The sequence below is a fragment of the Glaciimonas sp. GNP009 genome (assembly GCF_054343755.1).
In genome coordinates this window covers 5,197,861-5,212,990 of the sequence record NZ_JBTGUV010000004.1, presented here as the reverse complement: position 1 = coordinate 5,212,990, position 15,130 = coordinate 5,197,861, and the positions used below count along the sequence as shown (strand labels likewise).

At 51.3% G+C, this 15,130-nt stretch carries 10 protein-coding genes; 9 read left to right on the top strand and 1 reads right to left on the bottom strand.

Annotated features, from left to right (window positions below):
* The first annotated feature begins 7 nt into the window (after positions 1-7).
* The 8 genes from ACXX82_RS23910 to ACXX82_RS23875 all read left to right on the top strand — a co-directional run bounded on the left by ACXX82_RS23910 (position 8) and on the right by ACXX82_RS23875 (position 9,359).
* The gene (locus tag ACXX82_RS23910; protein ID WP_458563851.1) at positions 8-184 is read left to right on the top strand and encodes an L-rhamnose mutarotase; all 177 of its coding nucleotides are present in this window, start codon (positions 8-10) and stop codon (positions 182-184) included.
* Complete coding sequence (locus tag ACXX82_RS23905) at positions 153-1,574, top strand: FGGY-family carbohydrate kinase (protein WP_458563850.1); 1,422 nt, start codon at positions 153-155, stop codon at positions 1,572-1,574. Before ACXX82_RS23910 ends, ACXX82_RS23905 begins: the two co-directional genes overlap by 32 nt.
* Positions 1,575-2,001: 427 nt before the next feature.
* Positions 2,002-2,787, top strand: coding sequence for a trehalose-phosphatase (otsB, locus tag ACXX82_RS23900; RefSeq protein ID WP_458563849.1), 786 nt, complete (start codon positions 2,002-2,004; stop codon positions 2,785-2,787).
* Position 2,788: 1 nt separating this feature from the next.
* Entirely contained in the window at positions 2,789-4,621 is a 1,833-nt protein-coding gene (locus ACXX82_RS23895) for a glycoside hydrolase family 15 protein (RefSeq protein ID WP_322239059.1), read from the top strand.
* 16 nt (positions 4,622-4,637) lie between these two features.
* Positions 4,638-6,050: an alpha,alpha-trehalose-phosphate synthase (UDP-forming) gene (gene otsA, locus ACXX82_RS23890; protein ID WP_322239057.1), complete on the top strand. Its 1,413-nt coding sequence runs from the start codon at positions 4,638-4,640 to the stop codon at positions 6,048-6,050.
* 95 nt (positions 6,051-6,145) lie between these two features.
* Positions 6,146-7,228 (top strand): phosphogluconate dehydrogenase (NAD(+)-dependent, decarboxylating), encoded by a 1,083-nt coding sequence (gene gnd, locus ACXX82_RS23885; protein WP_322239055.1) that lies wholly within the window; start codon positions 6,146-6,148, stop codon positions 7,226-7,228.
* Positions 7,225-8,673 carry a glucose-6-phosphate dehydrogenase gene (gene zwf / locus ACXX82_RS23880; protein WP_458563848.1) on the top strand — a complete coding sequence of 483 codons (1,449 nt, stop codon included), beginning with the start codon at positions 7,225-7,227 and terminating at the stop codon, positions 8,671-8,673. The genes gnd and zwf overlap by 4 nt, the downstream gene beginning before the upstream one ends.
* Entirely contained in the window at positions 8,670-9,359 is a 690-nt protein-coding gene (locus ACXX82_RS23875; RefSeq protein ID WP_322239050.1) for an HAD family hydrolase, read from the top strand. The genes zwf and ACXX82_RS23875 overlap by 4 nt, the downstream gene beginning before the upstream one ends.
* Positions 9,360-9,428: 69 nt before the next feature.
* Here the strand turns inward: ACXX82_RS23875 and tkt are convergent, their stop codons facing one another.
* Positions 9,429-11,504 carry a transketolase gene (gene tkt / locus ACXX82_RS23870; RefSeq protein ID WP_458563847.1) on the bottom strand — a complete coding sequence of 692 codons (2,076 nt, stop codon included), beginning with the start codon at positions 11,502-11,504 and terminating at the stop codon, positions 9,429-9,431.
* Between the two features lie 554 nt (positions 11,505-12,058).
* On the opposite strand from tkt, the gene fdnG reads away from it, so the two are divergent.
* On the top strand, positions 12,059-15,130 hold the full coding sequence (gene fdnG, locus ACXX82_RS23865; protein ID WP_322239046.1) for a formate dehydrogenase-N subunit alpha: 3,072 nt from the start codon (positions 12,059-12,061) through the stop codon (positions 15,128-15,130).

The following is a 15,130-nucleotide window of genomic DNA, read 5'->3' as shown; positions in this document are numbered from 1 at the left end:
ACAATCGATGGAACCAATTGTCTTCAAAACCCAACTCAAGGCTGGAAATGTCAGCGAATACAAACTCCGTTATGACTTGATCTGGCCTGAGTTGGTAGTATTGTTAGCCAATGTTTGTATGCGCGATTACAGCATCTTTTTGGGCCTGAACTATGCCTTCCAACGATCTCATCAAGCCTCCTAAGGGCATCAACAACGCAACAGTTGTTTTAGACATTGGCAAAACCAATGTCAAATTGACGTTGCTGGATGCCAGCGGCAAGACACTCGCTGAGCAACGTTGTGCCAATGCCATCGTCCATAGTGGGCCTTATCCGCATCATGACACTGAGCGCATCTGGGATTGGTTGCTCAATACGTTGCAAGTATTTTCCCACACCGCACATATTCTCGCTATCGTCCCCGTTACCCATGGTGCTACCGCTGCGCTGGTCGACGCCGTTGGATTGGTGTTGCCGGTGCTGGATTATGAGTCTGTGTTGCCGCAGGAATGTGATTGGCACTACGAGAGCGTGCGACCGCCTTTTTCCGAAACGTTTTCACCTAATCTGGGCGCAGGATTAAATCTGGGGCGTCAACTATTTTGGTTATCACGTCGCTATCCGGCTGAGTTTGCTCGCGCACGCTACATCCTGAATTATCCGCAATATTGGGCGTGGCGATTGTCTGGTATCGCAGCAAGCGAAATAACGTCGCTTGGATGTCACACTGATTTGTGGCAACCGTTAGCGGGTGGTTATTCCTCGCTGGTTAGGCGGTTAGGTTGGGAAAAATGCTTTCCGCCGATGCGTGATGCATGGGCCGCACTCGGCCCATTGCATGGCGATTTGGCATCGCGGACTGGCTTGCCGACCGATTGCAAGATTCTGTGTGGCATCCATGATAGCAATGCATCGCTGTTGCGGTATTTTGGAGGAGTGGGGGATACAACGCAACGATCGGTGTTATCAACTGGCACGTGGGTTATTGTTGCCGCCTTGGGTGCGTCGCTCGATGGTTTGAATGAGCGATCCGACATGCTGGCCAATGTCAACGCGTTAGGCGATCCCGTGGCCTGTATGCGCTTTATGGGCGGCCGCGAATTTTCTGCAATTGCTGGTTCAGAACCGACATTATGCAGCCTCCATGACTTGCAGCATCTGCTCAACCAAAATACGTTGGCGCTGCCTTGTTTTGCGGAGTCCGGCGGCCCTTTTTCGGGGCAGAACGGCACCATCTGCGGAACCTTGCCACAGTCAGATGAAGAGCGCTATGCGCTTGCTACGCTGTATTGCGTGCTGATGACGGATTATTGTTTGGACGCGCTGAAATCTGCGGGGCCGATAGTGGTGGAGGGCAGTTTTACTGATAACCCCTTCTTCTCGGCCTTGCTTGGGATATTACGCCCACAACAAGCAGTGTCTTTTTCAGAGGATTCCAGCGGTACGACGTGCGGGGGATGGATGTTGCAACATTGGCCTTCTACGCTGGATATTGTTGACGGAACGGTAACCAAGTCGACGCCGCTTTCGACGGAACTGACTGGATTGGCAGACTACCGAGATTGTTGGCGCGCACTTCTGCCGCACGCCTAATCGATTTATCTTAAATAGTGAGTGGCCAGCACTTTGTTGCTTCCTGCGGTATCCTTATGGCATCGTAGTTCGCAAATGTGGTTAGCGCTTTCTGTTCGCTGGCACTCTATTTAATGAAGTAGCTTCTCAATCGGCAAGTGTCTGGCTAGACCAAGGGCCAGCCATGTTTTTTCTCTTTGTCTTTCTCTTTTTATCCGCTGTTAGCAGCCGTTCCAAAATAATTGTGAACTAAACTATCAAAAAGCTGCTCGAACTGAAGTGATGTAATTTGCATATTTTTTTAGCGAACAAGCATCGCCGATGTGGTTTTTTAACGAAAATAGCAATTTGCTTCGCGCAGTTCAGCGCAGCTTCAGGCAATTCCATTTAACCGCAACCACGTTACAAGGGTTACCATTTTCGCTCTATTCACTGGGATCATCCAGAAATGAAAAACGCAGATCCTACGGAACTTATAGATACGCAATCAACATTTAACTTAGGCAATCTGGGCGCATGCGCTCTTTTTCTCGACTTCGACGGCACCCTTGTCGATCTGGCGCCCACGCCAGAAGAAGTCGTCGTCATACCAGAATTAATTGATTCCATACAGCATATCCGTGATCATCTCGATGGACGCTTGGCGATTGTGTCAGGCCGTCCTATTTCGCAGATTGATGCGATGCTCGCACCGTTAATATTACCAGTCGCAGGTGTACACGGCATAGAACGTCGCGATGCTGACGGCGTTTTACATTACGCGACTACTCCCACATTTTCTGCCATTCAGGCCTGCGCTGTGCGTCTCGCCGCGAGTTATTCAGGGTTGCGTGTGGAGCAAAAACGCGGGACTCTTGCATTGCATTATCGTCAAGCCCCCGAGCTTGAGGCGCTCTGTGAATCAGAACTGCTCTTTGCGCTTCGCGATTGTCCTGGCATGGTTTTGTTGCATGGAAAAATGGTGTTTGAGGTGAAACCTGCAACCATCACCAAAGGCACTGCCATTCGCGATTTTTTGACCGAGTCGCCTTTTGCTGGCACGCGTCCGGTGTTTGCCGGCGATGATACAACTGACGAGATTGGCTTTGCCTATGTACAACAAGTGGGCGGGATAGGAATCAAAATAGGCGAAGGCGCCAGCGTCGCACGTTATCGCATCGCGTCACCCCGCGCATTGCGTGCCGAGCTGGCCAGTGTTGCGCAATTGGCTCAGATATTATCCAAAGGATGTTGATATGACAAAAAATTATGCTGAATCATCAGCGCCCATCAATGATCCAAAACGCAGTACATCGACGCTTGCTTGCGGGGTTGTTGGAAATTGCGCGTTAAGCGCATTGGTAGATGAGATGGGGCGCATGGTGTGGTGTTGTCTCCCACGCTTTGACGGTGACCCGGTGTTTAACGCTTTGCTTGATGAATCGGAGAATGGCAGTTTGTGGAGTATTGAAATCGAGAATTTTGCCCGATCCGAGCAATTCTACGAACCAAATACCGCTGTGTTGCACACCCGATTATTCGATACTGACGGGCGCGGCATCGAAATCACGGACGTAGCGCCGCGTTTTATGAGTCGGGATCGCATGTATCGACCACTCATGTTAGTTCGTCGCGTGCGTCCGTTAGATAGCGCAGTACGCATTAGAGTGAGGCTCCGACCACGTTTTGACTGGGGAAGGCAGATACCCACCGTCACGCAAGGTAGTCATCACATACGTTATGTCGGGGCCGCAACCACACTGCGCCTCAATACCGACACTTCACTCAGTTACATCCTGACAGAATCGTTTTTTGTACTGGATCAAACCGCAAACTTCCTGCTTGGCCCTGACGAGACATTGGCGGAAGGGATCGAAGATACTGCGCGCATGTTCGAAAAAGAAACGATTCGTTATTGGCGTACATGGAGCCGACGCCTTGCTGTGCCATTGGAATGGCAGGACGTTGTTATTCGGGCGGCGATCACGCTCAAAATGTCGTTATATGAGGATACTGGTGCGATCATCGCAGCCATGACGACCAGCGTTCCCGAGGCACCAGGAAGCAGTCGTAACTGGGATTATCGGTATTGCTGGCTGCGCGATGCATTTTTTGTCGTGCGCGCCCTAAACAGTTTGTCCGAAGTTGGCACCATGGAAGATTACATGCGCTGGCTGACCAACGTTGTGGCGCGTTCTAAAGGTGGTCACATTCAGCCGTTGTACGGAATCGGGCTGGAAGAGATGCTGCCAGAGTTGATCGTCGATCATTTGCCAGGATATCGTGGTCATACACCCGTTCGTGTTGGCAATCAGGCGCAGGAACATTATCAACACGATGTTTACGGCAATATCATTTTGGGGGCGACTCAGGCATTTCTCGATCAGCGCCTGTTCAATCGCGCAGGTATTGCCGAGTTTATCAATCTTGAGGCAGTTGGCGAACAAGCCTTTAAAGTCTATGCCGAGCCTGACGCCGGCATGTGGGAATTACGCTCCCGTGCGCGGGTACATACCTCGTCGGTATTGATGAGTTGGGCCGCCTGCGACCGACTGTCCAAAATCGCGCATGCGCTTGGTTTGACCGAGCGCGCTGCACATTGGGAGGCGCGTGCCACGATTATTCGTGAACACCTATTGCGCGATGCGTGGAGCGAAGAACGGCAGGCTTTTGCCGAAAGTCTGGGCGGACGTGATTTGGATGCCAGCGTTTTGCTGATGGCCGAAGTGAATTTTATCGATCCGATGGATCCGCGATTTATCGCTACCGTTGACGCTTTGGAGCGCTCTTTGTGCGATGGTCCTTATATGCGCCGTTACGAGGCACCGGACGATTTTGGGAAACCTGAAACTGCATTCAATATTTGCACGTTTTGGAGGATTGACGCGTTGGCGCGGATTGGCCGTAAAGAGCGGGCGCGTGAAATTTTTGAAACGATGCTGAAGGCGCGCAATCATTTGGGATTGCTGTCTGAAGATACGCATCCGGTTACTGGTGAAATGTGGGGAAATTTTCCTCAGACCTACTCAATGGTAGGACTGATTAACTGTGCTGTGCGGCTTTCTGCTCCATGGGATACTGCAATTTAAGCCTCTAAGGAAAACTATGTCACGTCTCGTTATTGTTTCAAATCGGGTTGCCGATCCGCGTAAGCCTGCTGCTGGGGGCCTAGCGGTAGCGCTCGGGGAAAGTATGAAACAAACTGGCGCTCTCTGGTTTGGCTGGAGCGGAAAAATAATCGAAGAAGCTGAGGGCGGAGTTCAGGGGGAAGGTAAGCTCCATACAGAGGAAGCAGGCAATATCACGCTGGTGACGGTTGATTTGAGTCGTAAGGATCACGATGCGTATTATCTTGGATACGCTAACGGTGTGTTGTGGCCAGTGTTTCATTATCGGCTGGATCTGGGGAATTATGAACCGGGTTTCGCAGAGGGCTATCGTCGGGTAAACGAATTGTTTGCGCGCAAGTTGCTGCCATTGCTGAAACCGGACGATCAAATCTGGGTACACGATTATCATCTTATTCCTCTAGCGGCAAATTTACGCGCTATGGGATGCCGCAATCGTATGGGATTTTTTCTGCATATTCCCATGCCACCACCACTTATTACGGCGGCAATTCCGCATCAGGAATGGTTGATGCGTACGCTCTTTGCTTATGATCTGTTGGGTTTCCAAAGTGACGCCGATCTTTTAAATTTTTCCCACTATGTGCAAAGTGAAGCACACGCAGAAGTGTTGTCCGATGGACGTTACCGCGCCTTTGATCGTACGGTACAAGCGGGCTCATTTCCGATTGGTATCGATGTCGGTGAGCTGACTCGTATGGCGGAAACCAAAGAAGGTAATCAAATGTTCCGCGGATTGCGAGAGGAATATTCTCGCCGCCAATTATTGGTCGGCGTTGATCGACTGGATTATTCCAAGGGACTGCCACAACGTATTCGCGCATTCCGCGAACTACTTACACGATTTCCTGAGAATAAGAACAGCGCGACGTTGATTCAAATTGCGTCGCCAAGTCGGGAGGATGTTGATGCTTATGCCAATATTCGCACGGAAATGGAAAATTTGTGCGGTTCCATTAACGGTGATTTTGGTGAGTTGGACTGGATGCCGATTCGTTACATCCATCGTACGGTTGCGCGCAAACGGTTGCCTGGCTTATATCGCGCCAGTCGTGTTGGCCTGGTCACACCGTTGCGCGACGGCATGAATCTGGTCGCAAAGGAATTTATTGCCGCCCAGGATCCCTCAGATCCGGGGGTATTGGTTTTGTCGCGATTTGCCGGAGCGGCAGAGCAACTTAAAGAAGCCTTGATGGTCAATCCCTATGATATTGAGCACACTGCGCAAGTCATTCAACAAGCCTTGCAAATGCCTCTGGAGGAACGTCAGAATCGACACGAAGTATTGCTACGTCGCATCAAAGAACAGGACGTACATTGGTGGTGCAATACTTTTCTTGAAACATTAGCCAATTTGGATTTGCCAGCGGGGCAATCGGTAGCCGATTAGGCAGGTTGGTTGAAGAGTGGACATCAACCATCGCCCATCGATCATAAAATACCTGCAGATTCCGCTGAACGGTCCTTTAAATAAGGAGGTTCACAATGCAACTTGGCATGATTGGGTTGGGACGCATGGGCGCCAATATGGTGCGGCGGCTGCAAAAAGGTGATCACGAATGCGTGGTATACGATGTCAGGGAAGAGGCGATCAACAATCTTTTAAGCCCTGGCATCAGCGGGGCATCGTCGCTTGACGATCTGGTCGCCAAATTACAGAAGCCAAGGGTTATCTGGTTGATGGTTCCGGCGGCTTTGGTCGATCAGGATCTTGCGTTATTAGCGCCTTTACTCGATGCCGGTGACATTATCATTGATGGCGGCAATTCCTACTACCATGACGATATCCGACGCGGGAAAGAGTTGACATCACAACAGATTCATTATGTGGATGTTGGGACCAGCGGTGGTGTGGCCGGTTTAGATCGTGGCTATTGTTTGATGATTGGTGGCGAAAAAGAAATCGTCATCCATCTTGATCCGATCTTTGCGACGCTCGCGCCGGGTTCGGCTGCTGCCTCTCCCACACCTGGGCGCGACAATGCAAACAGCACTGCGGCACAAGGTTATTTGCACTGCGGGCCGCAAGGCGCGGGCCACTTCGTCAAGATGGTCCACAACGGTGTCGAGTACGGCATCATGGGCGCGTACGCAGAAGGCTTGAATATTCTGCGGCACGCGAACGTTGGGCTGCAAAAGGGCGATGTCGACGCCGAGACTACACCGCTACGCAATCCCGAATATTATCAATATGAGATAGATCTTCCTGAGATCGCCGAATTATGGCGTCGTGGAAGCGTTATCGGCTCGTGGTTATTGGATCTGACGGCAAGTGCACTCGTCGCTGATCCTGCACTAGAAAATTATGCCGGTCGGGTCTCTGATTCTGGGGAAGGGCGATGGACGATTACTGCAGCGGTTGATGAAGCCGTGCCGGCCCCGATACTGAGTGCCGCTCTTTTTGAGCGCTTCAGTTCGCGTGGCGAAGCCGATTTTGCCGATAAGGTGTTGTCGGCGATGCGACAGGGGTTCGGCGGCCATATTGAAAAGCCATCGACCGCCGCAGAGACATCCGCCGCCAAGCGTGGCATCACAAAAATCGTGTCGAATAAGCGGCAGGAGGAATGATGACAGTATCGCATTCTGACGCGTTTGTTTTTTTCGGTGCTACTGGTGATCTTGCCTACAAGCAGATTTTTCCTGCCTTGCAAGCGATGATTAAGCATGGTCATCTCGACCTTCCGATTATCGGCGTAGCTAAGTCCGACTGGACTGACGATCAATTACGTGAACGCGCGCGTGACAGTATAGAAAAAAATGGCAGTTTCGATGCCGATGCCTTCGCAAAACTATCGGCCCGCCTTCAGTATATCAGCGGCGATTACCAAGACGACGCGACGTACACTCAACTACGTAAGGTGTTGGGTAAAGCGGTGCGGCCGCTCTACTATCTTGCGGTGCCGCCAAGTATGTTCGGGCCGGTTACTGAAGGGCTTGCCAAATCGGGCGGCGCTAATAATGCGCGTGTGATCATCGAAAAACCATTTGGACGCGATCTTGCGTCAGCGCAAGCACTCAACCGGACATTACTGGCTTCCTTTGCTGAGGAGGCCATTTTCCGAATTGATCATTATCTGGGTAAAGAGCCGGTCGAAAATCTGCTGTATTTTAGATTTTCTAATACATTTGTTGAGCCGATCTGGCATGGCGATTATGTGGCCAGCGTCCAAATCACGATGGCCGAACAATTCGGCGTCCAGTGTCGTGGTGCTTTTTACGAAGAAGTAGGAGCCATCCGCGACGTGGTGCAAAATCACATGCTTCAAGTGTTGGCGTTGTTGACGATGGAAGTGCCGGAAAACGACCTAATTGAAGTGAAAGACGTCAGCGCCGATTCTGCGCAGGATGCCATCCGCGATGAAAAGCTGCGGGTATTATGCGCGATGCGTCCATTAGAACCGTCGGAAGTAATAAAAGGGCAGTTCCGCGGATACCTTGATGAGCCAGGCGTGGCGCCGAACTCTCAGGTTGAGACGTTTGCAGCCCTGCGTTTGCATATCGATAATCCGCGCTGGGCGGGCGTGCCGTTTTATATTCGCGCTGGTAAGGAATTGCCGGTGACGTGCACTGAAGTGATGATCGAACTTAAATCACCGGCGAAAACTGTCTTCGACAAAACTGGGTCAAATCACCCAAATTATTTCATTTTTCGACTCGGCCCGGATATGAAGATCGCATTAGGAGCGAGGACCAAACTACCCGGCGAAGCGATGATTGGCACAGCGACAGCATTGGTCGCGCATCACCATCCAGGTGATGAAATGACGCCGTATGAAAGGCTACTGGGCGATGCGCTTCAAGGCAATGCGGGCTTGTTCACACGGGGTGATATGGTCGAGGCCGCCTGGCGCGTCGTTGATCCTGTTTTGGAGAGTGCGACGGAACAAAATAGTCACAATGCCGCACCAATAGATGTCTATGAGTCGAACACATGGGGGCCGGATGCAGCGCAAAAAATGATGACCGGTAGCGATCAATGGCATAACCCAACATCTAAGGACATGCTGCCATGACAACGCCAAGTGAGATTGTTTTCCTGTTCGATTGCGACAATACGTTGCTCGATAATGACCGCGTGCAGTTTGATCTCCAAACGCATCTGGAGGCAGAGTTCGGTGCAGCAAACCGTATCCGCTATTGGCAAATCTTTGAAGAGTTGCGAACCGAGTTGGGATACGCAGACTATTTGGGGGCATTGCAACGCTATCGAACAGGCGGTATGAATGACCCGCGTCTTTTACAAATGTCGGCATTTCTGGTGGACTATCCATTTGCCACGCGCCTATATCCGAATGCGCTGGAGACTATCGCCCACGTTGGGCAATGGGGACCGACTGTCATTCTTTCGGATGGCGACGTGGTTTTTCAGCCGCGCAAAATTCAACGCTCAGGATTATGGGATGCTGTCGATGGTCGCGTGCTGATCTATATTCATAAAGAGGAAATGCTGGAAGACCTTCAACGACGTTATCCGGCCCAGCACTATGTCATGATCGATGATAAATTACGAATTCTGGCAGCCATGAAAAACGTCATGAAAAATCAATTAACGACTATCTTTCCGCGGCAAGGTCATTACGCTCTGGACCCCGAAAACATCGTCAATTATCCGGCGGCGAATTTGACGGTTGAGTGTATTGGTGATCTGATCAATGCGCTGGATTATCAACATGGGGAATTGATTTTTTCGGACAAGTGAATTGACGCTTCCCGTCTTTGCGAGATTAGCTTCACATTTCCATCCTGGTCATACAGATTGCAATCCGGCTTAACGTTGAAGTAGAGCCAAGGCCCGCTGGCAGACGTTTTCGACGGTAAAACCATACTCTCGCAGCACCACGTCTCCGGCTGCGGATGCACCAAACTTGTCTACCGAGATGATATCGCCGTCATCACCGATGTAGCGATGCCAACCCTGTGCCACGCCAGCCTCCACCGCGAGTCTTGGTTGTCTTGGCTTTGATGGCGGGAAGACGGTATCGCGGTATTCCTGCGGTTGGGCGTCGAATAACTCCCAACTGGGCATCGACACCACGCGTGCCTGAATGTTTTGTTTCATCAATTCTTCCCGCGCGGCAATGATCAGTTTTACTTCCGAACCGCTAGCGATCAGGATTAAGTCGGGATGGCCGTCAGGCGCATCGGCCAGAATGTAAGCGCCGCGTTGCAGGCCTTCGGCAGCAGCAAACCGGATCCGGTCGAGTGTTGGCAAATTCTGTCTGGTTAATACGAGTGCCACGGGCCGATCAGTTGACCGGATTGCAACGCGCCATGCGTGAGCCGTTTCGTTCGCGTCGGCTGGACGAATCACGATTAGCCGCGGTATGGCACGCAAGCTGGCAAGCTGTTCCACCGGCTGATGGGTCGGCCCATCTTCGCCTAGCGCGATGCTATCGTGGGTAAAGACGAAAACTACCTGCAACTCTGATAGCGCGGCAAGGCGTATCGATGGCCGCATGTAATCGGAGAAAACTAGAAATGTCGCACCAAATGGCACTGTGCCGCCATGTCCTGCCATACCATTCATGATCGCGCCCATGGCATGTTCGCGCACACCAAAGTGCAGATTGCGACCATCAGGACTCCAACCCCCGCCGTTCGAACCCTGTCGGTCGCGAGCGCTGACGCCACCTGGTTGAAAATCTCCGAAGCCTTTTAATGCCGTCATGGTCGATGGATCCAAATCTGCCGAGCCGCCAATCAATGCCGGAAAGTGTGTAGCAATCGCGTTCATTACCTGGCCCGATGCGATCCGGGTGGCCATTCCTTTCTCATCTGCGGGGAACTGTGGAATAGCGGCATCCCAGCCGTCGGGAAGCTGTCCTGCGCCGCCCGACATACGTTGGTGTAATTCTTGTGCTAGGTCGGGAAACTGTTTTGTATAGGCTGATATTGTCGCGTTCCAATCAGCTTCACGCTTTTCGCCGCGATCATTTATTTCTTTAAAGTGTGCGCGGGCGGCATCGGGAACGTAGAACGCTGGTTCCTCGGGCCAGCCCAGATTACGTTTGGTCAGGCGGACTTCTTCGGTGCCGAGTGGAGAACCATGCGCCTCAAAGGTGTCTTGTTTGTTGGGCGAGCCATAACCAAGGTGAGTGCGCACCAGTATCAAGGAGGGACGATGGGTTTCTGAGCGAGCGTTAGCGAGTGCTTGCGCGATAGCTGAAAGGTCGTTGCCGTCCGCAATGATCTGCGTATGCCAGCCATAGGCCTCAAAGCGCTGCGTCCGATCCTCGCTGAAGGTCATCTCGGTGCTGGCGGACAGCGTCATGTTGTTGTCATCATACAAATAGATTAATTTGCCTAATTGCAGATGACCAGCCAAAGAGGCAGCCTCGGATGTCACGCCTTCCATCAGGTCGCCGTCACTCACAATTCCATAGGTGTAGTGGTTGATGACTTCATAGCCGTCGCGGTTATAGTGAGCTGCGAAATGTGCTTCGGCCATTGCCATGCCGACGCCATTGCCAAAGCCCTGACCGAGGGGTCCGGTTGTCATCTCGACGCCTGGCGTGACGCCGCGTTCAGGGTGGCCGGGCGTGGAACTGGCCCATTGGCGAAACCTTTTCATTTGTTCAAGCGGTAGATCGTAGCCGGTCAAATGAATCAGGCTATACAGGAGTGCCGATCCATGCCCTGCCGAAAGGACAAAACGATCCCGGTCGAACCAATCGGGATTGGCTGGATGATGCTTGAGAAATTGTGACCAGAGAACATACGCCATCGGTGCCGCATCGAGTGGCAAGCCGGGATGACCGCTATTGGCAAGTTGCACGGCATCGACCGCCAGGAAACGGATTGTATTAACACACGCCTCGTCGACTTCTGAAAATGTTGAGGACATTTAGCTGCTCCTTGATGGGTTGAATGGCGCTAATAGGCGAAGATTTAAAAACGAAGAGTGACTAACAGAGCTCGACGGACGCACATTGGCGTAACCGTCGTGAATTTGTTGGGAATTGTTAAAATAGACAGGGGTTTAATTAAATAGTTTAAAAAAACGACAAACAGCGGGGCGATAGCCGCAATTTAGGCGTTGTACTCTGCAACTAACAAACGAATTCGGCGTTTACGTTGAAAAAATACTTACTTTGGCTTGTAGGGATATAATGCGCTCCACCCAATTTGAGAGATCAATGGGGAATGTGCAGTACTGCGTGACGTTATTCCTCCAGACAACCTTTTTGCAATCTTTTCTGTTGTCAGTTTGTTCCATAAAAGAAAACATTTTTCTTGGAAAACATTGCTTTATAGCATTTTTTCCTACGTTGTCGCGTGGATAAAAGCGCACTTTTTCAATTTATCGTAAGACCCGCGCTGTTCCGTGAAAGCGTGATATATTTTTTTATATTTCCTGTGTACATATTTTTTTTTTGAAACCATTTAGAGGCATTCACCATGGTTCAACTATCAAGGCGCCAGTTTCTTAAAGTTACTGGCTCGACGCTGGCGGGTTCCAGTCTCGCTTTGCTTGGCTTTGCGCCAATTGCGGCGTTGGCGGAAGTTCGACAATATAAGCTTTCTCGCACAACGGAAACGCGTAATACATGTCCGTACTGTTCGGTTGGCTGCGGCATTCTGATGTACGGTCTGGGCGACGGAGCAAAAAATGTCTCCTCGAGCATTCTGCATATTGAAGGCGATCCGGATCATCCGGTCAATCGCGGCACGTTATGCCCAAAGGGCGCAAGCCTGATTGACTTTATTCATAGCCCGAGTCGGTTGCTTGCACCAGAGTATCGCGCTCCTGGCGACGACAAATGGCAGAAAATATCATGGAACGACGCGCTAGATAAAATCGCTGGTCTGATGAAGAAAGATCGCGATGAAAACTTTATTGAAAAAAATGCCGCAGGTGCGACCGTCAATCGTTGGTTGACCACCGGTATGTTGGCTGCATCAGCGGGAAGTAACGAAGTTGGTTATTTGACGCACAAGACAATTCGTAGTTTGGGAATGTTAACGTTCGACAATCAAGCACGCGTTTGACACGGACCGACGGTGGCAGGTCTTGCCCCGACGTTTGGCCGTGGTGCGATGACGAATCATTGGGTCGACATCAAGAATGCCGATGTGATCCTGGTAATGGGCGGCAATGCCGCTGAAGCACACCCTTGCGGATTCAAATGGGTAACAGAAGCGAAAGCGCATAACAAGGCGCGATTGATCGTGGTTGACCCGCGTTTCACCCGCACCGCGTCAGTGGCGGACTATCACGTCCCGACCCGGACCGGTACGGATATTGTGTTCCTTGGCGCAATCATCAACTATTTGTTGGTGAACGATAAGATTCAGCACGAGTACGTTCGCAATTACACCGACATGCCGTTCATTGTGCGTGATGATTTTGCGTTCAAAGATGGTTTGTATTCCGGTTACAGCGAAAAGGCTGGCGGGTATCCGGACAAAAGCACGTGGGATTACGAGATGGGTAGCGATGGCTTTGCCAAAATCGATACCACCTTGCAGCATCCACGTTGCGTTTATCAATTGATGAAAACGCACTACTCGCGCTATACACCAGAAATGGTGGAGCGTATTTGCGGTGTGCCATCGGATAAATTTCATAAAGTAGCCGAAGCATTGGCTTCGACCGCCACCCCGGATCGCGCAGGTACTATTTTGTACGCTTTGGGATGGACGCATCACTCCACCGGCGCACAAATTATTCGTACCGGTGCAATGGTCCAGCTATTACTGGGAAATATCGGTATCGCTGGCGGCGGAATGAATGCGTTACGTGGTCACTCTAACATCCAGGGTCTGACCGATTTGGGGTTAATGTCGAACCTTTTGCCAGGCTACATGACGTTGCCCGGCGAGAAAGAACAGGATTTTGACGCTTATATTGCTGCCCGTGCGACGAAACCGTTGCGTCCTAATCAGTTAAGTTATTGGAAAAACTACCGCAGTTTTCATGTCAGTTTTATGAAGACCTGGTGGGGCGACGCCGCTACTGCGGAAAATAACTGGGCTTACGATTACTTGCCTAAGCTTGATAAGCCGTACGACTTATTGCAGGCCATTGAGTTGATGCATCAGGGCAAGATGAACGGCTACATCGCGCAGGGCTTTAACATGCTTGCTTCTGCGCCGAGCAAGCAAAAAGTTACTGAAGCCCTGTCTAAACTGAAATGGCTAGTGGTGATGGATCCGCTTGCGGTGGAAACGGCTGAGTTCTGGAAACCACACGGCGAATTCCATGACGTCGATCCGGCTAAAATCCAAACTGAAGTGTTCCGTTTGCCAACTACCTGTTTCGCGGAAGAGCGTGGATCGCTGGTCAGTTCAGCGCGCTGGTTGCAATGGCATTGGCAGGGATCGGAACCACCGGGTTTAGCCCGCAGCGATCTGGACATTATGTCCGGCATATTTTTGCGCATGCGCACGATGTATAAACGCGATGGCGGCAAGTTTCCTGACCCGATTGTGAATCTGACATGGAATTATGCTAATCCTGAAAGTCCGACGCCGGAAGAACTGGCCAAGGAATTTAACGGTAAAGCGCTGGTCGATTTGTATGATCTAAAAGATCCGACCAAGCTACTGGCGAAGAAAGGCGAGCAATTGCCGTCGTTCGCCATGTTGCGTGACGATGGCTCGACGACTAGCGGTTGCTGGATATTCTGCGGTGCGTGGACGCAGGCGGGCAATCAGATGGCGCGCCGTGATAACACCGATCCTACCGGGATTGGCCAGACCCTTAACTGGGCTTGGGCTTGGCCGCTCAATCGTCGGGTGTTGTACAACCGTGCTTCTTGCGATGTGAAGGGCAAGCCATTTGACGCCAAACGTAAACTTATTGGCTGGAATGGCACCGCTTGGAATGGTCCTGATATCCCTGACTTCAAGGCTGACGAACCACCGGAAAACGGGATGGGTCCGTTTATTATGTTAGGTGAGGGCGTGGCGCGGTTCTTTGCCCGAGGTGCGATGGCGGAAGGTCCTTTCCCAGAACATTACGAGCCATTTGAAAATCCGCTCGGCTATAACCCGATGCACCCGAAAAATCCGTTGGCGACCAGCAATCCGGCTGCACGGGTCTTTCCACAGGACCGTGCGCAATTGGGAAAACATGAGGATTATCCGCATATTGCAACCAGTTACCGATTGACCGAGCATTTCCATTACTGGACTAAGCATGCCAAGCTGAATGCGATTATTCAGCCCGAGCAATTTGTCGAAATTGGTGAAGACCTGGCGAAAGAAGTAGGCGTCGTAGCAGGCGAGCGCGTGCGCGTCAGTTCGAAGCGAGGACACATTATTGCCAAAGCTGTAGTGACCAAACGGATCAAATCCTTGATGATTGAAGGCAAAAAGATGCACACAGTCGGACTCCCGATTCACTGGGGATTTACGGGTCTTGCAAAGCCCGGATATCTGATCAATACCCTGACACCGTCAGTCGGTGATGCGAATTCCCAGACGCCGGAATTCAAATCTTTCCTGGTGAAGGTGGAAAAAGCATGA